General features: G+C 55.0%; 20 protein-coding genes. 18 read left to right on the forward strand and 2 right to left on the reverse strand.

Translation table 11 applies throughout. The annotated features are described in order from the left end of the window. The first annotated feature begins 72 nt into the window (after positions 1 to 72). The 3 genes from topA to Q1B21_RS18910 all read left to right on the forward strand — a co-directional run bounded on the left by topA (position 73) and on the right by Q1B21_RS18910 (position 4,141). On the forward strand, positions 73 to 2,712 hold the full coding sequence (gene topA, locus Q1B21_RS18900; protein WP_299892117.1) for a type I DNA topoisomerase: 2,640 nt from the start codon (positions 73 to 75) through the stop codon (positions 2,710 to 2,712). A 98-nt stretch (positions 2,713 to 2,810) separates the two neighbouring features. Next, the gene (locus Q1B21_RS18905; RefSeq protein ID WP_298937034.1) at positions 2,811 to 3,515 is read left to right on the forward strand and encodes a CoA transferase subunit A; all 705 of its coding nucleotides are present in this window, start codon (positions 2,811 to 2,813) and stop codon (positions 3,513 to 3,515) included. After that, positions 3,515 to 4,141 (forward strand): 3-oxoacid CoA-transferase subunit B, encoded by a 627-nt coding sequence (locus Q1B21_RS18910; RefSeq protein WP_298937035.1) that lies wholly within the window; start codon positions 3,515 to 3,517, stop codon positions 4,139 to 4,141. The genes Q1B21_RS18905 and Q1B21_RS18910 overlap by 1 nt, the downstream gene beginning before the upstream one ends. Positions 4,142 to 4,194: 53 nt before the next feature. On the opposite strand, the gene Q1B21_RS18915 is transcribed toward Q1B21_RS18910, so the two are convergent. Then, complete coding sequence (locus tag Q1B21_RS18915; protein ID WP_298937036.1) at positions 4,195 to 5,061, reverse strand: lytic transglycosylase domain-containing protein; 867 nt, start codon at positions 5,059 to 5,061, stop codon at positions 4,195 to 4,197. Positions 5,062 to 5,414: 353 nt separating this feature from the next. Here Q1B21_RS18915 and Q1B21_RS18920 point away from each other — a divergent pair, with 353 nt between their 5' ends. The 15 genes from Q1B21_RS18920 (at position 5,415) to pdeM (ending at position 21,153) form a co-directional block, all read left to right on the forward strand. After that, on the forward strand, positions 5,415 to 5,648 hold the full coding sequence (locus tag Q1B21_RS18920) for a hypothetical protein (RefSeq protein ID WP_299892122.1): 234 nt from the start codon (positions 5,415 to 5,417) through the stop codon (positions 5,646 to 5,648). A gap of 385 nt (positions 5,649 to 6,033) precedes the next feature. Beyond that, positions 6,034 to 6,276 carry a hypothetical protein gene (locus Q1B21_RS18925; RefSeq protein WP_299892125.1) on the forward strand — a complete coding sequence of 81 codons (243 nt, stop codon included), beginning with the start codon at positions 6,034 to 6,036 and terminating at the stop codon, positions 6,274 to 6,276. Positions 6,277 to 6,556: 280 nt separating this feature from the next. Continuing rightward, the gene (gene cpaB, locus Q1B21_RS18930; RefSeq protein WP_299892127.1) at positions 6,557 to 7,441 is read left to right on the forward strand and encodes a Flp pilus assembly protein CpaB; all 885 of its coding nucleotides are present in this window, start codon (positions 6,557 to 6,559) and stop codon (positions 7,439 to 7,441) included. Positions 7,442 to 7,635: 194 nt separating this feature from the next. Beyond that, positions 7,636 to 9,042, forward strand: coding sequence for a type II and III secretion system protein family protein (locus Q1B21_RS18935; RefSeq protein ID WP_299892130.1), 1,407 nt, complete (start codon positions 7,636 to 7,638; stop codon positions 9,040 to 9,042). Between the two features lie 17 nt (positions 9,043 to 9,059). Further along, complete coding sequence (locus Q1B21_RS18940) at positions 9,060 to 9,686, forward strand: OmpA family protein (protein ID WP_299892133.1); 627 nt, start codon at positions 9,060 to 9,062, stop codon at positions 9,684 to 9,686. A gap of 199 nt (positions 9,687 to 9,885) precedes the next feature. Then, positions 9,886 to 11,121 carry an AAA family ATPase gene (locus Q1B21_RS18945; protein WP_299892136.1) on the forward strand — a complete coding sequence of 412 codons (1,236 nt, stop codon included), beginning with the start codon at positions 9,886 to 9,888 and terminating at the stop codon, positions 11,119 to 11,121. Positions 11,122 to 11,145: 24 nt separating this feature from the next. Then, positions 11,146 to 12,585 (forward strand): CpaF family protein, encoded by a 1,440-nt coding sequence (locus Q1B21_RS18950; RefSeq protein WP_299892139.1) that lies wholly within the window; start codon positions 11,146 to 11,148, stop codon positions 12,583 to 12,585. An 11-nt stretch (positions 12,586 to 12,596) separates the two neighbouring features. Continuing rightward, complete coding sequence (locus tag Q1B21_RS18955) at positions 12,597 to 13,565, forward strand: type II secretion system F family protein (protein WP_299892142.1); 969 nt, start codon at positions 12,597 to 12,599, stop codon at positions 13,563 to 13,565. A gap of 10 nt (positions 13,566 to 13,575) precedes the next feature. Continuing rightward, a complete protein-coding gene (locus Q1B21_RS18960) occupies positions 13,576 to 14,553 on the forward strand; it encodes a type II secretion system F family protein (protein WP_299892145.1) in 978 nt (325 codons plus the stop codon). Between the two features lie 64 nt (positions 14,554 to 14,617). After that, entirely contained in the window at positions 14,618 to 15,160 is a 543-nt protein-coding gene (locus Q1B21_RS18965) for a tetratricopeptide repeat protein (RefSeq protein WP_299892165.1), read from the forward strand. Positions 15,161 to 15,171: 11 nt separating this feature from the next. Further along, on the forward strand, positions 15,172 to 16,023 hold the full coding sequence (locus Q1B21_RS18970; RefSeq protein ID WP_299892148.1) for a tetratricopeptide repeat protein: 852 nt from the start codon (positions 15,172 to 15,174) through the stop codon (positions 16,021 to 16,023). Between the two features lie 3 nt (positions 16,024 to 16,026). Continuing rightward, complete coding sequence (locus tag Q1B21_RS18975; RefSeq protein ID WP_299892151.1) at positions 16,027 to 16,572, forward strand: prepilin peptidase; 546 nt, start codon at positions 16,027 to 16,029, stop codon at positions 16,570 to 16,572. Between the two features lie 117 nt (positions 16,573 to 16,689). After that, entirely contained in the window at positions 16,690 to 17,997 is a 1,308-nt protein-coding gene (locus tag Q1B21_RS18980; RefSeq protein ID WP_299082814.1) for an ATPase, read from the forward strand. 40 nt (positions 17,998 to 18,037) lie between these two features. After that, positions 18,038 to 20,449, forward strand: coding sequence for a ligase-associated DNA damage response DEXH box helicase (locus Q1B21_RS18985; protein WP_299892155.1), 2,412 nt, complete (start codon positions 18,038 to 18,040; stop codon positions 20,447 to 20,449). Between the two features lie 41 nt (positions 20,450 to 20,490). After that, positions 20,491 to 21,153, forward strand: a complete 663-nt coding sequence (pdeM, locus tag Q1B21_RS18990; protein WP_299892158.1) for a ligase-associated DNA damage response endonuclease PdeM — start codon at positions 20,491 to 20,493, stop codon at positions 21,151 to 21,153. On the opposite strand, the gene Q1B21_RS18995 is transcribed toward pdeM, so the two are convergent. Next, a complete protein-coding gene (locus tag Q1B21_RS18995; protein ID WP_298937051.1) occupies positions 21,150 to 21,749 on the reverse strand; it encodes a LytTR family DNA-binding domain-containing protein in 600 nt (199 codons plus the stop codon). The genes pdeM and Q1B21_RS18995 overlap by 4 nt on opposite strands. Between the last annotated feature and the right edge of the window lie 450 nt (positions 21,750 to 22,199).

Genomic DNA, 22,199 nt, shown 5'->3' on the forward strand with positions numbered 1-22,199 from the left:
ATTCGATCTTGCCCCACACATTTTGCACCGCCATATAAGGCGCCATATCCGTCGAGCGAGGTCTTCCCTTAAATGCCTGTAGTTGTTGTAGAATCTCCGGCCAAAGCTAAAACGATCAATAAATACCTTGGCCCCGACTACACAGTTTTGGCCTCTTACGGCCATGTGCGGGACCTGCCGCCCAAGGATGGATCGGTTGATACCGATGATGAATTTTCCATGAAATGGGAAGTCGGTAGCGACAGTCGCAAACATGTCAAAGCCATTGCCGACGCACTGAAAGAAGATAACTCCCTGATCCTCGCCACTGACCCCGATCGCGAGGGAGAGGCGATCAGCTGGCACTTGCAGGAGGCATTGACCAAGCGCCGGTCGATCAAGAAGGACACGCCAGTTAGCCGCGTGACCTTTAACGCGATCACAAAAGACGCCGTGACCGAGGCGATGCAGAACCCACGTCAGGTCGATATGCCGCTGGTCGAGGCCTATCTGGCCCGTCGTGCATTGGACTATCTTGTCGGCTTTAATCTGTCGCCTGTTCTGTGGCGGAAACTGCCCGGAGCGAAATCTGCAGGCCGCGTGCAATCGGTTTGCCTGCGCCTGATCGTCGAACGCGAGATGGAGATCGAGGCGTTCAAGCCCGTCGAATACTGGTCGGTGCGCGCGTTGTTCGAAACGCCACGCGGTCAGACCTATGAGGCGCGTCTTGTCACTCTGGCCGGCAAAAAACTGGATAAACACGACCTGACGAATGCGACGCAGGCAGAGTTAGCGGTTCAAGCGATCACCAGCCGCGCACTGAGCGTCACCTCGGTCGAGGCCAAGCCCGCCGCCCGCAATCCCAGCGCCCCGTTTATGACGTCAACCTTGCAGCAGGAAGCCAGCCGCAAGTTCGGCATGGGCGCGCGCCATGCGATGCAGGTGGCGCAACGTCTGTATGAGGCTGGCTACATTACTTATATGCGGACAGACGGGATCGACATGGCGCCCGAGGCTGTGACGGCCACACGCGATGTGATTGGCGACCGCTATGGCGCTGAATACGTGCCGGACAGCCCGCGTATGTACAAGAACAAGGCCAAGAACGCCCAAGAAGCGCACGAGTGTATACGTCCAACGGATATGTCCCGCGATGCCAAGACGCTGAAGCTGACGGATGAGGATCAGCGCAAGCTGTATGACCTGATCTGGAAACGTACCATCGCCTGCCAGATGGCGGCGGCGCGTCTTGAACGCACCACGGTTGAGATCGGCAGCGCTGATGGACAGGTCGGGCTACGCGCCACCGGGCAAGTGGTGATGTTCGATGGTTTCATGCGGGTTTACGAAGAAGGCCGTGACGATGTCGCCGATGAGGACGACAAGCGCCTGCCGCAAATCATGCAGGGCGATCCGGCGCCATTTGCCAAGGCTTCGCTGCGCGACCAGTTCGCCAAGGCGACAAGCGACGGCGGTGACAGAGTTGCGAAAGAGGCGGTCATATCTGACAACGAATCCGTGTTGGCCCTGCAACACCATACCCAACCGCCCCCGCGTTATACTGAGGCAACGCTGGTCAAACGCATGGAAGAGCTAGGCATCGGACGGCCGTCAACCTATGCCTCGATCGTGACTACGATTCAGGATCGCGAATATGTGCACAAGGACAAGAACCGGCTAATCCCCGAAGAGAAGGGGCGCATCGTTACGATCTTCCTGCTGAATTTCTTCCGGCAATATGTGGGCTATGAATTCACCGCCACGTTAGAAGAGCAGCTAGACGACGTGAGCGCCGGTGGCCGCGACTACAAAGAGTTGCTGAGCAAGTTCTGGCGCGATTTCTCGACAGCAATTGGCGAAACGTCCGAGCTTCGCATTTCCGAAGTGCTGGACAAGCTCGACGAGGCGCTTGCCCCGCAGCTTTATCCTCCGCGCGAGGATGGCAGTGACCCGCGTATCTGTCCGAAATGCGGTGCTGGGCAGCTCCACCTGAAAACGTCACGCACCGGCGGGTTCGTCGGCTGTGGCAATTACCCTGAATGTACCTATACGCGGCCTATCGCCGGCGAAGGCGCACAGGGTGAAGAGCGCCTGCTGGGCGAAGACGCAGGCGATGAAATCTGGCTGAAGTCCGGCCGGTTCGGACCTTATGTGCAACGTGGTGAGCCCACGCCCGAGAACAAAAAGCCGCCACGCGCATCCCTGCCGCGCGGTTGGAGTAAGGATGACCTTGATCTGGAAAAGGCGCTGACCCTGCTCAGCCTGCCACGCCAGATTGGCGATCATCCCGAAGGCGGTATGATCACCTCAAATTTCGGACGGTTTGGTCCTTACCTGATGCATCAGTTGGCCGATGAAGCCAAACCTGTCTATGCCAACCTCAAAGACCCAAATGATGTGTTCGAGATCGGTATGAACCGCGCCGTTGAGCTATTGGCCGAAAAACGCGCCAATCCGGGTCGGCGCGGACAGGCGGCTGCAAAACCGCTGAAAGATTTAGGTGAGCATCCCGATGGCGGCGCGATTCAGGTGCTGGATGGGCGCTATGGGCCTTATGTCAAATGGGAAAAGGTCAATGCGACCTTGCCAAAAGACATCAAGCCCGAGGATGTAACGCTGGAAATGGCGGTCGAGCTGGCCAACGAGAAGGCGGCCAAGAAAGGCTCCAAGAAAAAAGCGGCGCCAAAGAAAAAAACGGCACCGAAGAAAACGACCAAGAAGGCCGCCAGTTAGCCGTTAGGTAGAAATACCATCACCCCCTTGGTTTCATTGACTTCCCCGTGACGTGGCGGCACAACCTGCCCATCACCATGTCATTGGGGGAGTTTTCCATGAAGAAAGTCTATGCCAATGCCGCCGAGGCGCTCGATGGGGTGTTGTCGGATGGCATGCTGATTGCCGCAGGCGGGTTCGGCCTGTGCGGCATTCCCGAGCTGCTGCTTGAGGCAATCAAAGACTCCGGTGCTCAGAATCTGACCTTTGCCTCGAACAATGCAGGCGTTGATGATTTCGGCATCGGTATTCTGCTGCAAACCAAGCAGGTCAAGAAAATGATCAGTTCATATGTTGGCGAAAACGCAGAGTTCATGCGTCAGTACCTCAGCGGCGAACTGGAGCTAGAGTTCAACCCTCAAGGCACACTGGCCGAACGCATGCGTGCCGGCGGTGCGGGTATTCCTGGCTTTTATACCAAGACTGGTGTGGGCACAGTGATTGCCGATGGCAAGGAACATAAGGATTTCAACGGCGAAACCTATATCCTTGAAGAAGGCCTTTTCGCTGACCTGGCCATCGTCAAAGCGTGGAAAGCGGACGATACAGGCAATCTGGTGTTTCGGAAAACTGCTCGGAACTTCAATGTACCAGCGGCAACCTGCGGCAAAATCTGTGTAGCCGAGGTGGAAGAGATTGTTCCACGCGGCTCGCTGGACCCGGATTCGATCCACCTGCCCGGCATCTATGTGAATCGCATTGTTCAAGGCAGCCATGAAAAGCGTATTGAACAACGCACCACCCGCAAGAAGGAGGACGCATAATGCCCTGGGACCGAAATCAGATGGCTGCTCGTGCAGCGGATGAGCTTGAAGACGGCATGTATGTAAACCTCGGCATCGGGATCCCGACCCTGGTGGCGAACTACGTGGGTGACAAAGACATCACGCTGCAATCCGAAAACGGCATGCTTGGTATGGGGCCCTTCCCGTTCGAGGGCGAAGAGGACCCTGACCTGATCAATGCGGGTAAGCAGACGATCACGGAATTGTCCCGCACCGCCTATTTCGACAGTGCCACATCGTTTGCAATGATCCGGGGTGGCAAAATCGCCGCTGCAATTCTAGGCGCAATGGAAGTGGATGAAAAAGGCGATCTGGCCAACTGGATGATCCCTGGGAAGCTGGTTAAGGGAATGGGTGGCGCCATGGATCTTGTGGCGGGCGTAGGCCGCGTCATCGTCGTAATGGACCACACCAACAAGCACGGTGATTCAAAAGTTCTGTCAAAATGCACTTTGCCGTTGACGGGCAAAGGCGTTGTGGATCGCATCATAACCAATCTCGGTGTTTTGGATGTGGTCGAGGGTGGCCTGAAGATCGTCGAACTGGCGGATGGTGTCAGCGAAGATGAAATGCGCGCCGCAACCGAAGCAAAGATCGTCACCTAGCCCCTTAAGAGACCGGATCCAAATCAAAAGCCCGCCGGATTTGGCGGGCTTTGTTAGTTTGACGTCTGAAATACGCAGCCATCTGAAATCAGATCAGGAGGCGTGGTGCACAGCGCTCGGGCGATTTGAAACGCGGCAAGAACCTTGGGAACATAGTCCCGTGTTTCAGAATAAGGTGGCACGCCACTGTGTTTGCGTACGGCGCCTTCTCCGGCATTGTAGCCAGCCAAGACCAGAATCGGATCGTTTCCGAACTCTCCCATCAACCAGTTCAGATATTTCACGCCCCCTGCAATGTTCTGCTCTGGTTTGAGACTGTCCTGAACGCCAAACCGTTTGGCAGTGGCAGGCATCAATTGCATGAGCCCCTGCGCACCAGCGGAGCTAACGGCATCCACACGACCGGCAGATTCCACCGAAATGACTGCTAGGACCAGCGCAGGTGATACGTTGGTGCCAACCGTAGAGCGCAGGATCTCAATCCCTTGCTCTTGCGCGATGTTCTGTAACGTCTGCAGCCGGGGTGATCTTACGCTGGTTGCGGCCAGAGCGTTGATGGCGTCGTCCAACCGCCCTGATCCTGCCTGGGCCAGTTCAGGCGAGATCCTGTCCCAAAAAGCTGTGTACGCCCCTTTTGGATTTGCTTTGACACCAGCACCTGGGGCGGAAGGCGGAGTGATTTTTGCAGGCGTGGCGACTTCCGGGACAGCCAGTTCAACACCTGTACTAGGGGCGGAAGGTCTGGCAGCGTGCTCTTCTTCGGTGATCTGCACGGTGATGCGCGGGCGATCCCCAGGCGCTGGGGCCTTGATCCGCTTGTACACACCACGCGGCTCAACTTCGGTCGCGATTGCTGGCGCCACGCCCGATGTCATAAACGCCAACACGCCGGCGCATATAAGTGCGTCCCGGGAATTCATTTGCCTGCCTCATGTTTTCTTTTCCGCGATTTGAACCCCGAATCTTCCCGCAAGGCCAGAAAAACAAAGCGAAATGGGGCAATTTCGCCTCATTTGCCGCAATTTTGCATCGCTACAACAACCTCTGACATTGGTTAATGAAATTTTTACTGTTTAAAATCATATTGTTAGGCAATTTATCATCAAAAAGTTAAGCCCGACGACAAAAAATCCGCGTTTGGCCCAATTCCTGCCACGCGTGAAGGGCAAAACTTGTCCCATACCGAGACGGACTTGAGCGGACTGAGAGAGAAAGCTCTGGAAGACGCCGAGGTTCAACAGACTTTTTTTAGATCCTTTAGGAGGGACATAACATGATCAAGTTCATCAAGAACTTCCGCAAAGACGAAGACGGCGCCGTAACAGTTGACTGGGTCGTTCTGACCGCTGCAGTCATCGGCCTGGGCACCGTTGCTTACACACAGATTTCTGGCGGTGCGGTTGGCCTGGCCACCGACGTGAACACTGCTCTGTCAGGTGCAACCATCAGCACCGGCGACACCAACGGTACTGCCGGTGGTATCACTGGCGCAGGCACCAGCAACTAAGCCTGATATGTCTCTTTTACAGAGACGAGGCCGTGCCCTTTGGGGCGCGGCCTATTTCTTGTTGTCGGAAAACCCCTTACGTCACCCAACATTTCTTTGACCCTACTCAGTAATGCGGCCAATGAATGGTTGGAAGTTTAACGGTAGCGCAACATAGCTTGCTTGGTCCCTTAAAACACGGTTTTCGTTACAAGAATAATACCGCATTCCAGCGCTTGATTGTCGCCCAAAAAGTCAAGATTACGGCAGATAAATCAATGTTTTGCCCAATTCCCGCCATCCCAAACAATCACAAATATATGAACAGAACGTCAAATTTGGCGTCACTCGATTTTCAACTTCTCGTCGGGTATCACCTGACGGCATACCGCTAGAAAGGCAAAACATGAACCGGTTTTTCAAAGCCTTCAAAGCGTCAGAAGACGGCGCCGTAACCGTGGATTGGGTTGTGTTAACCGCTTTGATCATCGGCCTGGCCACGTTGCTATACTTTGCAATCCAGACAGGAACGATTGGCTTAAGCGGTAATGTGAACTCTGCCTTAAGCAGTTCAACCGTCAGTACCGGCACAAGTGCCGCTGGCGGTGGCGGCTTCGCAACGGCAGGCACAGCCGGCGGTGGCGGTTAATCGCCTTTTCGAGTTTCACTGAGATGTCACACTTAAGCGCGTCTAAGGACGAGTTCTGTTCAGACGATTGATGCAACGCCATAATCAATGGCGCCACAGCGTCGTTTAGGTGTGCAAAACCGCACTTCTGATAAGTAAAATTGATGCCGAAATAGCATCGAAGCGCGCAAACTGTGTTTTTGTCCAACTTTTCGACACAATTTCATTCTAAAGAATACGCTGTTTCATCATTTTGCTTAGGCCGGTACACGTGTCGCCAAAGCATTAAAGAGGTGCCTATATGCGAGCAGTTTTTGGACTTGTCTTAATCGTTGGGATCGCCCTGGCCGGCGGAGCGGTTTATATGGCGCGCAACTATATCTCAGCATATCAAGCCGAGCTCGCGCGGGAACGCTTGGCGGCGCAAGAAGCTTTGGCAAATGCTCAGGTGGAAGTGATTCCTACAGTCAGCGTCATCGTTTCGAACCGGCTACTGAAGTACGGTGAAAAGTTAGCCCAAGAAGATGTGCGAATCGTGGACTGGCCAGAGAATGCCGTGCCCGAAGGAAGTTTCCTTGAGATGACTGCGCTTTTTCCTGAAACGGCCAATGGTGATCGGTACGTTCTTAGGACCATGGAAAAAGACGAAGCACTCATGGATGTCAAAATCACCGAACCAGGTGAAAAGGCCGGTTTGACGTCGCGCCTCGAAAAAGGCATGCGCGCCTTTGCAATCAGTGTTGACGTGGCATCCGGCGTGTCCGGTTTTTTGCGGCCTGGCGACAATGTCGATGTCTATTGGACGGGATCGCTTAGGGGTATCGTAGACGGTGCCGAAGGCGAGATCACACGCCTCATCCAGCCGAAAATCCAACTGATCGCAGTTGATCAAACTGCGGGATCAGACGTTACAGGTGCCACAATCGCACGCACGGTCACCGTGGCCGCGACGCCTCAGCAAGTCGCATCGCTTGCCCAGGCCCAAAATACAGGTCGCCTGTCGCTGGCCTTGGTGGGCGTTGAGGAAGAAGCCGTCGCGACGGCGACTATTGAGGTCGACCAAAAGTCGCTTCTTGGTATTGTGGATGTTGCGCCCGCGCCAAAGAAGGCTCCGAAACAAGTTTGCACCATCAAGACACGCCGTGGCGGAGATATCGTCGTAACCGAGATCCCCTGCACAAATTGACTTTAATTCAGAGTGTTAGTTGATCTAAGCCGCGCCGATAGCGCGGCTTAGATCGTTTTAGTTGTTGCCTATTGTCCACATAAGGAAAATTCCAGAAACCATTGATTATTGCAATAAATTCGGAATTCGCGCAGTCTCATTCAACATAGGGCATAAGACCCAAAAAACGAGGCGTGATCGGAGAGGCAGGTCACATGACAATACGTTCCTGGATCAGCGCAACCCTGCTGGGGTTGTCGCTTGTTGTGGGCCCGGTCGGCGATGCCGCCTGGGCTGAAACTCTTCGCGTGGTAAAGAAAGGCACAGTGGAAACACTGGATGTGCCGATGAGCCGCGCGATCGTTGTTGAAAGCGAACAACCGTTTGCAGAGCTTAGTATTGCCAACGCAGGCATTGCTGATATCTCATCGCTTTCTGATCGTACCATTTACGTGTTAGGTAAAGCACCTGGCACAACAACGATGACACTGTTTGATGGCGCCGGAAATCTGATCGCCAATGTTCGGGTTCGCGTTGCACCAGATGTGACCGAATTCAAAGAGCGGTTGCGCCAAATTCTTCCAACTGAGCAAATTGAAGTTCGTACAGCCAATGACGGCATTGTACTGTCTGGCACGATATCGAGCGCCGCCAAACTTGCGCGTGCGCTTGAGTTGGCGGAACGGTATGCGCCGGAACGCGTTTCAAATCTGATGTCAGTGGGCGGTGTTCAGCAGGTGATGCTGAAAGTTCGGTTCGCTGAAATGAACCGTACCGTAGCCAAGAATTTGTCAGCATCGCTTGGTTTTGGCGGCGGGGACGTTACAGGGGGGTTAAACTCACTGAACACACAAGGCGCATTGAACAATGCACTAGGAAACAACATCCCTTTCAATCAGTCGAACACCGGAGCAATCCTGTTCGGATTTGGAGCAGGTTCTACGCAGGTTCGCCTTCTTCTGGAAGCCCTTGAAACTAAAGGGCTTGCGCGCAGCCTGGCGGAACCAAACCTGTCCGCCCTGTCTGGTCAGGAAGCATCTTTCCTGGCGGGTGGCGAAGTACCTATCCCAGTGCCGCAAGATGATGGTGTCGTCGCAATCGAATACAAAGCGTTCGGCGTCGAAATGGACTTTATTCCGCGCGTCGTGGATGGAAACTTGATCAATCTTGAACTTGGAACAGCGGTATCCAATATCGATGCCAGCTCGAACTTCACGATTAACGGCGACACAGTCCCAAGCTTTATCACACGTCAGGCGAAGACAACGATCGAACTGCGAGACGGTGAGAGTTTTGCTATTGCCGGCCTGATCCAAGACGATTTTGCCGACCTAAGCAGCCAGATTCCCTGGTTGGGTGATGTCCCGATTCTAGGCGCGTTGTTCCGCAGCGCGGAGTACCAGCGTGAACAAAGCGAACTTATCATCATTATCACTGCGCATCTGGTTTCGCCAACCCGCGGAGAAGCACTTGCGTTGCCCACCGACCGTGTCAAACCACCAAGTGAGTTCGACCTGTTCGTAAATGGCCGCGTCGCACGCACTGAGCGCATCGGTGCCGGCGGAGCGTCTGAAGTCGCCAACCAGGACTTCGGCAGCTCTTACGGCTATGTCCTAGATTGATTAGGAGGATTGGACCAATGCAAAAGTGGATCATTACACTAGGTCTGACGGTTGCTGTCGCCGCTTCTTGTACCCGCGAAGCCGGTTACGAGATTGATCGGGGCACGTTCGGAAACGCGACTTTAAACAATATTCAGGTCATGAACGGCGAGTTGACATACGCTCAGATTCTCAGCCGCCGCTTTGCGGCTGATGTGCCGAGCCAGATCAATTTCGCTTTCAACAGTTCCCAACTGGACGCCTCTGCCCAGCAGATCCTGTTGCAGCAAGCGGATTGGATCAAGCAGTTCCCCGAGGCGCGTTTCCGTGTATACGGCCATACGGATGCCGTGGGTTCAACTAGCTACAACAAGAGCTTGGGACTACGCCGAGCCCAAGCCGTTGTTGCGTTTTTTGCCCGACAAGGCATTTCAAGATCGCGGCTTGAGGCCGTTGTATCCTTCGGCAAAACCCGCCCGCTGGTAGCAACTCCCAATCGGGATCGCCGGAACCGCCGAACAGTGACAGAGGTCTCGGGCTTTGTGGATGGCAACCCACAAACCTTGGATGGAAAATATGCTGAAATCGTCTATCGCGAATACGTGGAAAGCGCGACCACGATCAGCACTATCCAGGAAGTCGAAGCGACAGGCGGCGCTGAATAATACCCCGAAATGGGCGGCATCGTCGCCCATTTCCCTACAATTGGTTCTTTTGCGCCCAATTATTGCCCAACTTCCCAGCGAATTTGTGAACAATTGGGAACTCTGCGACCAGAATTGACCGCAAAGGGGCGACAGCAAACCAAGCCGGGCGTTCTTCGTTCGCGTGAGTTGCCAAGCCTTCACGACGAGGATTGTGTGCATGACAAGCGCGACACCACAAGACGACAACATTGCAATCCTCGCCTGTACAATCAGTCGAGATGTTCAAAACTTTGACTTGCTGATCGAAGACATGGAAGCTGCCCTGGGTGAAAACTGGGGCGATCTTGGTTTCGCAGAAGCACTGGCCTTTTTCAGCCAACCCGAAGCAATTTCACTGCAATTCGTAGCTCTGGCGATCGACAGCGAAGACGAGGACAACCTGTCCTTGATGGGCGAGATCATCAGCCAGGCCAAAGAGAAGAAGATCAAAGTCGTCCTGATAGCTGAGGACGTGACCCCGGCGTCTCTGCATCAGTTATTGCGCAAAGGCGCTGATGAGTTTGTGCCCTACCCTCTTCCTGAAGGCGAACTGCAGGAAGCCATCGAACGGATGAAGCAGCCCGACCCGGTTGTCGCCGCGCAGGTGGCATCCGCTGCGCAGGCCTCCGGTGATTCGAAAGAGGGCGCCCTGTTTGTCGTGCATGGCTTGGCCGGTGGCGTTGGAGCCACAACGTTTGCGGTCAACTTGGCTTGGGAGCTTGCTTGCGTATCTGACAAGGACGCGCCAACTGTCTGCCTAATCGACCTGGATCTTCAATACGGAACAGTGTCGACATACCTTGATTTGCCACGCCGTGAAACAGTGTTCGAGATGCTGTCCGACACGGCATCAATGGATGAAGAGGTTTTCTCGCAAGCCCTTCAAACTTATGAAGAAAAGCTTGAAGTCCTGACGGCACCATCGGACATGGTGCCCTTAGACTTGATTACACCAGAAGACATCCAGCGCGTGATCGACACGGCCCGAAAGCGCTTTGACTATGTGATCGTCGACATGCCGAAAACCCTGATCCTTTGGTCGGAAACTGTTTTGCAAGCCGCGCATGTGTATTTTGCAATGATCGAACTGGATATGCGGTCAGCCCAGAATACCCTGCGCCTGAAACGGGCCCTTCAGGCAGAAGAGCTGCCGTTCAACAAACTGCGCTTTGCGCTGAATCGCGCGCCGAAATTCACCGATTTAAACGGCAAAAGCCGCGTTAAGCGCATGGGAGAAAGCCTGGGCGTCGCAATAGATCTTCAGCTGCCGGATGGTGGCAAGCAGGTCATGCAAAGTGGCGACCACGGATTGCCGCTTGCGAATTCGGCAGCCAAGAATCCACTTCGCCGTGAAATCGCGAAACTTGCGAAATCGCTTCATAGCCTGGGCAGCAGCAGCGCCGAGGCTGCGTAACACCATCACAAAGGGGGAGCCGCCGTGTTTTCAAGATACAAGAAGCAATCCGATGCGCAGCCGGTTCAAACCCCGGCAAGAGTGCCCGAAACCACCCCCGATGCCCCAGTTGCGCCGGCCTCAAATGCCGTGGCTCGTAAGCCCCAGACCCAAAAGTCAGCCGAGGCCGCCGGGTCTGATCGCGATCGAAAGCGGAAAGAGCGGTTAAGCGAAATCAAGATCGATCTGCACCGAGAGTTGCTGGAGAACCTGAACCTGGCGGCGCTGGAAAACGCGGAAGAAGCGGAGTTGCGCGCGGAAATCAGCGCGATCGCAAGCGAAGTCCTGGAATCCAAGAACATCGTTCTGAACCGCGAAGACCGAACCCAGCTTAACAAGGAACTCTACGACGAGGTTACGGGCCTTGGCCCCTTAGAAACGCTGCTGCAGGATGAATCTGTCAACGATATTCTGGTAAACGGGCCGCAGCAGATCTTTGTGGAACGTGCTGGCAAGCTGGAAATCAGCGACATTACTTTCAAAGACGAAAAGCACCTGATGCGGATCATCGATAAGATCGTATCTGCTGTTGGTCGTCGTGTTGATGAATCAAACCCCTATGTCGACGCCCGTCTTGCCGATGGATCGCGTTTCAACGCAATGGTTCCACCAATTGCGGTCGATGGCTCGCTGGTGTCCATTCGTAAGTTTAAAAAAGACAAGCTGGGCATTGATGATCTTGTCAATTTTGGTGCGTTCACCGAGGAAATGGCCGCATTTTTGCAAGCTGCCGTGTCCACACGCCTGAATATCATCGTATCAGGCGGTACAGGTTCCGGTAAAACAACCACTCTGAACGCGCTGTCCAGTTTCATCGATGATGCCGAACGGATCCTGACGATCGAAGACACGGCTGAACTTCAGCTGCAGCAAACCCATGTGGGTCGGATGGAAAGTCGTCCGCCGAACGTCGAAGGCAAAGGTGAAGTCAGCCCGCGTGACTGTCTGAAAAACGCCCTGCGTATGCGCCCCGACCGTATCATCGTGGGTGAGACGCGCGGCGCCGAAGTGATCGACATGTTGCAGGCCATGAACACTGGCCACGACGGATCAATGACCACAATCCACGCCAACTCGGCCCGCGACGGGATTTCACGTCTGGAAAACATGATCGCCATGGCTGGGATCGAGATGCCGATCAAAGCGGTGCGCAGCCAGATCTCATCGGCTGTCAATTTGATAGTACAGGCCAGTCGACTGCAGGACGGCTCGCGCCGGATGACCTCAATCACTGAGATCACGGGCATGGAAGGTGATGTTATTTCGATGCAGGAACTCTTTCGTTTTCAACGCGTTGGGCTAACGCCCGACAACAAGATCATCGGACATTACACAGCAACAGGCGTACGCAGCCACTATTCGGAACGCTTCCGTCTGTGGGGTTATGACTTGCCTGCGTCCATTTACGAACCAACCACAGTGTAGGAGATCCGGATATGCAATTGCCCATGGAGGCACTTATCTATGTTGTGATCTTCGTCGGAGTTCTACTTCTGGTCGAAGGTATCTACCTTGTGGCGTTCGGGAAATCCATCAGTCTGAACAGCCGTGTTAATCGACGGCTCGACATGCTTGACAAAGGTGTCGGGCGCGAACAGGTGCTGGAACAGCTGCGCAAGGAAATGCAGCAGCACATGAAGTCACAGAGCATCCCTCTGTATTCATTGCTGGCGGACAAGGCGCAAAAGGCGGCAATTGCATTCTCGCCCAAACAGCTGATCATGATCATGTGTCTGGTTTCTGCGGTCGCGTTTATGGGGCTTAGCATCGGTACAGCCACTGATACGGCTTTGCGGGCGGCTCTATCGGTGGCGATTGGTGTTGGTGGCGTCTACGCCTGGGTCAATCGCAAGGCCAAAAAGCGTATGGGTATGATCGAAGAACAACTGCCCGAAGCGGTGGAACTTATGGTCCGATCGCTGCGCGTGGGCAACCCGTTCGTCTCGACGATTCAAGTTGTCGCGAATGAGGTTCCAGACCCACTTGGGACTGAATTTGGCGTTATCGCAGATGAGTGCGCCTACGGTCGCGAAGCTGCCGAAGCGTTGAAGGACATGGCGCAAAGGCTGGACATGCAGGACATGCGCTTTCTCGCGGTTGCGGTGGGTATTCAGCAACAATCCGGTGGTAACCTTGCAGAGGTTTTGGCCGGTCTGGCGCAGGTTATCCGGGCCCGTTTCCGTCTGTTCCGCCGGGTGAAAGCAATCACAGCCGAGGCGCAGTGGTCTGGCAAGTTTCTCTCGGGTTTCCCTTTGGGCTGTCTGGCATTCATTCTTGTCAAAGATCCTGGCTATTATGACGATGTTCTGGACCACCCCTGGTTCATTCCGATGTGTTTCTTTGTTGGCTTCATGCTGACCTTGAATCTGATCGTCATGAAAGTCATCACCAACATCAAGGTCTGAGGGCACGTCAATGGAATTCCTGACCACAATCAACGACATGCTAACCCAGAACCTGGGTGAATTCGGACCTCTGATCATCGTGGGTGTTCTGGGACTGGTTATGGTTCTCGTGGCCGTCTCACTGATGATGAGCCAACCCGAGGATCCTCTAAAGAAACTGCAGCGATCAAATGCCGCACCCAAAAAACAGAAGAAATCGAAGAAGGACCAGCTTAGGAACTCAGGTCGCAACGAACAGCTTGAGAAATTTGCGACGTTCCTCGAACCAAAGGACGAGGAAGAACTGTCTGCTATGCAGCTCAAGCTGCGCCAGGCGGGGTACCAATCGAAGGATTCTGTTCGGTTTTTCCACTTTGCTCAGTTCGCGCTGGGTATTATTGGAATTGTGATCGGGGTTATGTTGGTGACAGTCTTCGCGAACGGGCAAGAGTTTACGACTCAGCAGACGCTCATCCGTGTGCTTTTGCCAGCGGGCGCTGGCTACATGTTGCCAAAGTACTGGATCACCCGTCGGGTTGAAGAGAGGAAAGAAGCGATCACCTCCGGTTTTCCCGATACACTGGATCTGATGCTGGTGTGTGTGGAAGCCGGCCAATCCCTGGACCAGGCGATTGTAAGGGTTGCGGGCGAGATGAAGGCCTCCTACCCGGATATCGCGCAGGAATTCGAAGTCGTCGCGTATGAAATGAAAGCGGGTAAGGAAAAAAACACAGTTCTTCGCGACTTTGGCACAAGGTGCGGCGTGCAAGACGTCAACTCGTTTGTGACCGTCATGATCCAGTCGGCAACTTTCGGTACATCGATCGCCGAAGCCCTGCGGGTTTACGCGGGTGAGATGCGTGACAAGCGGGTAATGCGGGCGGAAGAGGCCGCCAACAAGTTGCCAACCAAGATGACACTTGCCACAATGATGCTGACGGTGCCTCCGCTGCTGGTTATTTTGGTCGGACCATCCGCCAACGTCATTTCGGAGTTTGGGAGCAGGTGATAACCTGATGAGACAACGACCCAGGCGCGCGCGAAGATGGGCGCGCCGCATGTTTCAGGCCACCATGGTTTTCGCCATGGTGGCTTCTTGTACAGAAGGCAACTTGGGCAAGGGCGTCGATGCCCCGGGAATTGATCTTGAAGGCCAGTCCGCAGACAATATCACCGTGGGAAACCGCCTGATGGCAGCCGGAGAATACGAGCTTGCGTTAGAGTCATTTACGCGCGCGGCACTAGACCAGGGCATGACCACGCAGATTCTGACCTCTTTGGGTACCGCCAACCTTGGCTTGCGGCGACTTGGACAGGCTGAAACGCTTTTGCGCCGGGCAGTTGAAGACGATCCGAAATGGCCAGTCGCATGGAACAATCTTGGCGTTTTGCTGATGGAGACTCAGGAATACCCGGAAGCGGCCCAAGTCTTTCAACGCGCCTACGCGCTGGATAATGGCGAAAGTGACGCAATCCGCGACAATCTTCGCTTAGCACTCGCAAAAACGGAAAATCCTGTTAATAATACGACGCAAGAACAAGAATATACGCTGGAACAGCTTGGCGACGGGCAATTCACGCTACGCAAAATCCAGCCACAGAGGCAAGAGCAGTAAAGGACGCAAAAATGCGCCAGCAATTCTTGATTCCGTCTATCGTGGCGAGCGGGCTGATCCTATCCGCCTGCGCGAAGGAAACCGAACAGGAAAAAGTGGAACGTACCCTTCAGGAAGTGAACGTCATCGACGAAACCAACCTGAACGACGTTCTGCTGACATCTGCTGACCCAAATGAGGCGGTGACCTATTTTCACGGGGCCGCAGCCAAAAACCCTGATCGGATCGACCTACAACGCGGGTTGGCGATTTCGCTAAGCCGCGCAAAACGTACAACCGAGGCCGCCGCAGCCTGGAAACGAGTGACGTCGATGAAGGGCACCAATGCTGCGGACAAAGTCGAATATGCAGATGCGCTCGTCAGAAACGGCGACTGGGCCAAAGCGAAAACCGTACTCGACTCGGTTCCACCAACCTTTGAAACCTTCAAACGGTATCGACTGGAGGCACTGGTGGCAGATTCGCGGAAGGATTGGAAACGTGCCGATCATTTCTATGAAACCGCTGTCGGGCTCACGACGCGCCCGGGCGGTGTGATGAACAACTGGGGCTATTCCAAATTGACCCGTGGCCAGTTTGCCGAAGCCGAACGCTTGTTCACGGACGCGATCCGTCAGGACAATTCGCTGTTCACGGCAAAAAACAACCTTGTGTTGGCGCGCTCTGCTCAGGGAAACTACAGTCTTCCGGTTGTTCCGATGTCACAGGCCGAACGTGCAATGCTGTTGAACACGATGGGTATTTCGGCGGTCAAACAGGGTGATGTGACGACCGCCAAGAACCTGTTCCGTGAAGCGATTGCAACGCATCCGCAGCATTTCGACGAGGCGGTCCGCTCGCTTCGCGCGCTTGAGGAAGCCTGATAGATGCTCATACCAGCTGGTGCAGCGGCCTGGTTCCTGCCGTTCGTACTGCCGATTTGTTTCTATGTCGCTTTTACCGATATGCGTGAAATGCGGATCAAAAATCACGCAGTTGTGGCGCTTGCAATGCTGTTTGTCATAGTTGGTTTATTCGTTCTGCCGCCCTGGTCGACGGGTGCAACAGCTGGGCGAGTTGGGCCGCTCACCTGGTCCATGCCAGTCTATTTCTGGCAGCTGATGCATATTCCCGTAGTTCTAATTGCAGGCATTGTTTTGAACGCTGCCGGAGCAATGGGGGCCGGAGACGCAAAATTCCTGGCCGCCGCATCGCCATTTGTCTGGCTGGGGGATTTGTTGTTGTTAGCCGCAGTCCTGACCGCATGTGTGTTGGCCGCCGTGATAACGCATCGCCTTGCCAAAAACACCAAATTGCGCAGTTTTGCACCTCACTGGGACAGCTGGGATCGCGGCAAGCAATTTCCCATGGGGTTCGCCTTGGCCGGGGCGCTGGCCATGTATTTGATATTGGGTACTGTTTACGGATCGTGAACTATCACCACTGCGCCTTGTAGCTGCCTTGGTCCCGCCACAAAGTTGGGTCAGTTTCTCGTCAAGACGCCCAAATTTGGGCATTTGACCTGACAACTGGACAGACGAGCAACGCTCATGAACATGCAGACCTCCGCGGTTATGGCCCCCCCTGCCCCGAAGGGGCTGGTTGAAATGAAGCTTCCGCTGGTGATGATGCGGGACATTCTGCTCAAAACCATCTTTCGCAAGAACACCAGCACTGTGTCAGAAACCGCCGAAGCCATCTGTCTTCCCGGTTCAGTGACGCAGGAACTGGTAGACATTGCGCGCGAGCAGAAACTTCTTGAGGCCACCGGCACGCTGAACGCCAACAGCGGCAACGAGATGGGGTATCAGCTGACCGACGCTGGTAAGGCACGTGCATTGGACGCGCTGAGCCAATCGGAATATTTCGGCGCCATGCCGGTACCGCTGGCTGTCTATCGTGAGCAGGTCAAACGGCAATCCATCCGAAACATTCAGATCACTAGGGATCAGTTAACGGGGGCGATGGGCCATCTGGTTTTGCCTGACACCTTGCTGGATCAACTTGGCCCGGCTGTTAGTGCCGGTCGTTCGGTTCTAATGTATGGCCCCCCGGGCAATGGTAAATCGTCTATCTCGAACGGTATTCGGGATGCGTTGGGCGACAATGTCTATGTACCTATGGCCATTGAATATGCGGGTCAGGTGATCACCGTTTATGACCCGATCGTACACACAGCAATCGAACAAGAGGCTGACGACCCCAACAGCCTGCGCCGCCGCAAACGGTTCGATACCCGGTATGTTCAGTGCGAGCGGCCCACAGTTGTCACCGGCGGTGAACTGTCGCTCAGCATGCTGGATCTGGTGTACAACCCAACTGCGCGGACATATCAGGCGCCTTTGCAGTTGAAATCCACCGGTGGCATCTTCATCGTGGACGACCTTGGACGTCAGGCTGAACCGCCACAGGCGCTGATCAACCGGTGGATTGTTCCACTGGAAGAAAGCAAGGACATCCTCGGCCTGCAATCAGGTGAAAAGTTCGAAGTCCCGTTCGATACGCTGGTCATCTTCTCGACCAACTTCCACCCAAATGAGATTTTTGACCAAGCCGCTTTGCGCCGTATCTTTTTCAAGATCAAGATCGACGGCCCGAACCAGGAAAACTTCCTGAAGATCTTTGCCATGGTGGCCCGCAAACGTGGCATCCCCTTGGACGAAGGCGCGCTGGTGCATTTGCTTAAGGTCAAATACCCGACGATTAACAATATCTACGCAAACTATCAGCCGATCTTCCTGATCGACCAAATGATTTCGATCTGCGAGTTCGAAGGTATTCCGTATCAGATGAGCCCGGAGCTGATTGATCGTGCCTGGGCCAACATGTTTGTCAAGGACGAAACAATCGTCAAATAACGCCGTGCCATTTCGGCCAAGGGACAGGTAGTCTGCGTCCATGACGCAGATTCCCGCCAGGATCCATCATTGGTTTTCAGCCAAAGGCTGGTCCATCCATCCGCATCAGCAAGATATGTTTGACCGGGCGCAAGACCCGGCAACGCTTTTGATCGCGCCAACCGGCGGTGGCAAAACCATGGCCGGGTTTCTGCCGTCGCTGGCGGAGTTGTCGGGGGGTGAGCAAAAGGGCCTTCACACGATCTATGTCTCGCCGCTCAAGGCGCTGGCGGCGGATATCAAGCGCAACCTGCGCACTCCGGTCGAGGATATCGGCCTGCCGATCCGTATCGAGGACAGAACCGGTGACACATCGGCCACACAAAAGAAACGCCAACGCGCGGACCCGCCCCACATTCTGCTGACAACACCTGAAAGCCTTGCGTTGCTAACGTCTTATGAAGATGCCCCACGCATGTTCGAAGGTGTACAACGTGTCATCGTGGATGAAATCCATGCATTGGCCGAAAGCAAACGTGGGGACCAGCTGATGCTGGCGCTAGCACGGCTGCAGCGCTTGTCCCCGGATTTGCGGCGTGTTGGTTTGTCAGCCACGGTTGAAGACCCCGAAGCCATAGCGCGATTCCTGGCCAGACATCCTGACCCCTGCCAGATTATCCAGGCGGATCCCGGCCCTGATCCAGATATCTCGATGTTACAGACACAGGAAATGCCTCCGTGGTCGGGTGGCGGAGCGGCCTATGCCATCCCGGCGGTGCTGGAACAAATCAGGCAGCACAGGACCACGCTGATTTTTCACAACACCCGCGCGCAGGCCGAGATTTTCTTTCGCAACCTTTGGCTGGCAAACGACGATGATCTGCCTATCGGCATTCACCACGGCAGTCTCGACCGGCAACAGCGCGAAAGGGTCGAAGCCGCCATGGTGCGGGGTGATCTGCGTGCGATTGTCTGTACCGGCAGCCTGGATTTGGGCATCGATTGGGGCGATGTTGATCTAGTCATCCAGATCGGCGCACCGAAAAACGTCAAACGATTGGTGCAACGGATCGGCCGCGCAAACCACCGCTACAACGCCCCGTCCAAGGCGCTGCTGGTGCCCGCCAACCGCTTTGAGGTTGTCGAGTGTGTTGCCGCGCTGGAAGCCGCCCGGGCGCATGAACTGGATGGCGAGCCGCGCGGAGCTGGCCCCAGGGACGTTTTGTGCCAGCATGTACTGATCGCCGCAGCTGCGGGACCCTTCGACGCGGATTCTTTGTTTACCGAGATGACCTCGGCCGGGCCTTATGCACATCTTTCGCGCCACGAATTCGACGCCTGCCTGGAGTTCTGCGCCACCGGTGGTTACGCCCTGCGTGTTTATGACAGGTGGCAAAGGCTGCAGCAGCGCCCCGACGGGTTGTGGCAGTTGCGTGATCCCCGCGCGACACAGCGTATCCGGATGAACCTGGGAACTATTCAGGATACGGACACGCTGAAAGTTCGGCTAAGACGCAATCGTGGCGGCAAACCACTGGGCGAGGTGGAAGAGGCATTTGCCGCGTCTTTGACACCCGGCGACACCTTCCTGATTGGCGGCCAGATCGTTCGGTACGAGGGGTTGCGCGAAATGGTGGTCGAGGTCAGCCGCCGCGCCGATAAGAAACCAAAGATCGCGACCTTCTCGGGTACCAAATTCGCGACCTCCACGCAGCTGAGTGACCGAATCCTGCGCATGTTCGCACAGCCCGACTGGCCTCAATTGCCGCGTCACACTGCCGATTGGCTGACGCTGCAGCGTAAGATGTCTCGCCTGCCGCGACGCGACAGGTTGCTGATCGAAAGCTTCCCTAATGATGGGCGAGAACATCTGTGTGTCTATGGCTTTGCCGGACGCAATGCCCAACAAACGTTAGGATTGCTGCTAACCAAACGGATGGAGGAAACCGGGCTGGCCCCGCTGGGCTTTGTGGCTACAGACTATGCGACGCTGATCTGGGGGCTGGATGCGGTCACGGACCCGCGCCCGTTGTTCCACATAGACGCATTGCGTAACGGCCTGGACACCTGGCTTGCCGGAAATGCCGTTATGAAGCGGACATTCCGTGCCTCGGCCACAATTGCGGGCCTGATTGAACGAAACACCGGTGGGCAGCGCAAAAGCGGACGGCAAGCGACGTTCTCATCCGACATACTGTATGACACCTTGCTGAAGTACGACCCCGATCACCTGTTGATGCAGATCACCCGCGAGGAAGCTATGCGCGGGCTGGTAGATTTCGGCAGGATCGAAGCCTTGATCCAGCGGATTGGCAATCGGATCGATCTGCTCAGGCTGGATCGGGTTTCCCCTTTGGCCGCCCCGCTGTTTCTGGAGGTTGGCAAGGTCCCGGTCAAAGGTGCTGCGGAAGAACGGCTGCTGGCAGAAGAAAGCGCCCGGCTGTTGCAGTCTGCTGGACTGGCAGCGACGTAAATCCTCTTGCACATGGGCCTGAAACAGGAAAAGAACGTACCATGAACAGTCTTGAGTTTTCCTTTGCAGGCCAGCATCTGTACGCCATGGCGTCCGGGGCGCTTTGGTGGCCGGACCAGCGACTTTTATGTGTTTCTGACCTGCATCTGGGCAAATCCGAACGGTTGGTCCGTCGTGGCGGTCCCGCCCTGCCCCCGTATGACAGCCGCGATACTCTGGACCGGTTATCCGCAGATCTGGACAGAACTGGGGCCGAGCAGGTCGTGTGTCTGGGCGACAGTTTCGATGATCTGGATGCCTCGAAAGCACTGGAAGCGTCCGAGAAATTACGAATAACAACCCTGCAAGCCGGTCGCCGCTGGATCTGGATCGAAGGAAACCACGATCCCGGACCCATCGAGTTAGGCGGAACCCACCTATTCGAATGGGCCTGCGGTGTACTTACCTTTCGGCATATCCCACAAGATGACGCACAGCGTGAGGTCTCAGGCCATTTCCACCCAAAGGCGCAATTGCGCGTCAAAGGACGTGCAATCTCGCGACCTGCATTTTTGTTGAACCAGGATCGGCTGCTTATGCCAGCATACGGAACCTACACCGGCGGGCTACGCAGTTCCGACCAGGCATTGTCGGATTTGATGGGGTCAGAGGCTATGGCGATCCTCACCGGACCAAACCCACAACTCATTCCGATGCCACGTTAAGAACAGATAATCCCATCAGCCTCCAACATGGGTCTGTACTTGCGGCTGACGGGAATGAGGTCACCATTAATAAGGCGGAGATAGATTTTACCATCCGCCCGTTCAACGCCAACAATTGCTGCGTCGGTTACCCAATGAGAACGATGTGAACAGTGGCCGGGCACCGGCTCCATCTCATCAATCGCATCGGTGAAGCGAGATCGGATTGTGAAGGTTCCTTCGGAAGTCACAACATCGACACTGTGATCTTTAACTGTAAGGCGGTAGATGCGGCCGTTGAACGAAGCTGGCAAACGACGTGCTATACGCGGCACCTCAAGAGTACGCTCATCCGCCCTGAGCGCGCTCAGATCGCTCCGGTGAACAAGGACCAAACCAGTTGCCAGCAACACACCATGAACGGCAACAGCCCGCGCTTCAGGAGCCATTTGCCCACTATATGTGAACAGTGCCCATGCCAGCACCCACAGGGCCGGTGTGAACAGAGCCAGAATCACTCCGGCAAACGCCATTTCGCGGGCCAGCAGATTGAGCGGCACAAGGTTTTCGTGGACCAGCTTCCGCGCAATCCACGTCGCCGCCAGGGCAATCATCATAACACTAGCCCAAAATAAAAGGCGCAGACCAAACGGCAGATCTGACACTAGGAACGGGGGAAATGCATAAGCCAGTAACGGAAGAAAAACGAAACCTGCAACAACCCGCTGTGGGCTGCAAACGTTTCGAATTGCCTTCACCTTAGACGTCATGCCAACTTTGCGCGCGAACCCCCAAACTCCAGCCAAAACACTTTAGGTAATTCGCATGTTTACTTTGTAACGCGCTGGAAAAAAACGACTAACACGAAATGCCTAACAGTCAAACCCATCCAGTTTGTGCTCAGCCTTAGGCAGAAAGGCGAAAAGACGCAATTTCCTAGGGAATGACCCGAGGTCGGGCCGCTGATGGCAGCCCGACCTGATGGATTAAGCCGTTAGTCCTTCGGGTTCTGGTAGTTTGTTTGCGCGGCATGCTGCGGTTAGTGTGTTGGCGAGGAGGCATGCGAT

The organism is uncultured Ruegeria sp., from assembly GCF_947504215.1.
Taxonomy (GTDB): domain Bacteria; phylum Pseudomonadota; class Alphaproteobacteria; order Rhodobacterales; family Rhodobacteraceae; genus Ruegeria.

Excerpts from the sequence above, each read along its gene's own strand:
- Q1B21_RS18910 (WP_298937035.1), top strand. The coding sequence starts at position 3,515 with ATGCCCTGGGACCGAAATCAGATGGCTGCTCGTGCAGCGGATGAGCTT.
- Q1B21_RS18925 (WP_299892125.1), top strand. The coding sequence starts at position 6,034 with ATGAACCGGTTTTTCAAAGCCTTCAAAGCGTCAGAAGACGGCGCCGTA.
- Q1B21_RS18985 (WP_299892155.1), top strand. The coding sequence starts at position 18,038 with ATGACGCAGATTCCCGCCAGGATCCATCATTGGTTTTCAGCCAAAGGC.
- Q1B21_RS18920 (WP_299892122.1), top strand. The coding sequence starts at position 5,415 with ATGATCAAGTTCATCAAGAACTTCCGCAAAGACGAAGACGGCGCCGTA.
- Q1B21_RS18945 (WP_299892136.1), top strand. The coding sequence starts at position 9,886 with ATGACAAGCGCGACACCACAAGACGACAACATTGCAATCCTCGCCTGT.
- Q1B21_RS18970 (WP_299892148.1), top strand. The coding sequence starts at position 15,172 with ATGCGCCAGCAATTCTTGATTCCGTCTATCGTGGCGAGCGGGCTGATC.
- Q1B21_RS18955 (WP_299892142.1), top strand. The coding sequence starts at position 12,597 with ATGCAATTGCCCATGGAGGCACTTATCTATGTTGTGATCTTCGTCGGA.
- pdeM (WP_299892158.1), top strand. The coding sequence starts at position 20,491 with ATGAACAGTCTTGAGTTTTCCTTTGCAGGCCAGCATCTGTACGCCATG.
- Q1B21_RS18940 (WP_299892133.1), top strand. The coding sequence starts at position 9,060 with ATGCAAAAGTGGATCATTACACTAGGTCTGACGGTTGCTGTCGCCGCT.
- Q1B21_RS18960 (WP_299892145.1), top strand. The coding sequence starts at position 13,576 with ATGGAATTCCTGACCACAATCAACGACATGCTAACCCAGAACCTGGGT.
- Q1B21_RS18915 (WP_298937036.1), bottom strand. The coding sequence starts at position 5,061 with ATGAATTCCCGGGACGCACTTATATGCGCCGGCGTGTTGGCGTTTATG.
- Q1B21_RS18995 (WP_298937051.1), bottom strand. The coding sequence starts at position 21,749 with ATGATGATTGCCCTGGCGGCGACGTGGATTGCGCGGAAGCTGGTCCAC.
- Q1B21_RS18975 (WP_299892151.1), top strand. The coding sequence starts at position 16,027 with ATGCTCATACCAGCTGGTGCAGCGGCCTGGTTCCTGCCGTTCGTACTG.
- topA (WP_299892117.1), top strand. The coding sequence starts at position 73 with ATGCCTGTAGTTGTTGTAGAATCTCCGGCCAAAGCTAAAACGATCAAT.
- Q1B21_RS18965 (WP_299892165.1), top strand. The coding sequence starts at position 14,618 with ATGGTTTTCGCCATGGTGGCTTCTTGTACAGAAGGCAACTTGGGCAAG.
- Q1B21_RS18935 (WP_299892130.1), top strand. The coding sequence starts at position 7,636 with ATGACAATACGTTCCTGGATCAGCGCAACCCTGCTGGGGTTGTCGCTT.
- Q1B21_RS18980 (WP_299082814.1), top strand. The coding sequence starts at position 16,690 with ATGAACATGCAGACCTCCGCGGTTATGGCCCCCCCTGCCCCGAAGGGG.
- cpaB (WP_299892127.1), top strand. The coding sequence starts at position 6,557 with ATGCGAGCAGTTTTTGGACTTGTCTTAATCGTTGGGATCGCCCTGGCC.
- Q1B21_RS18905 (WP_298937034.1), top strand. The coding sequence starts at position 2,811 with ATGAAGAAAGTCTATGCCAATGCCGCCGAGGCGCTCGATGGGGTGTTG.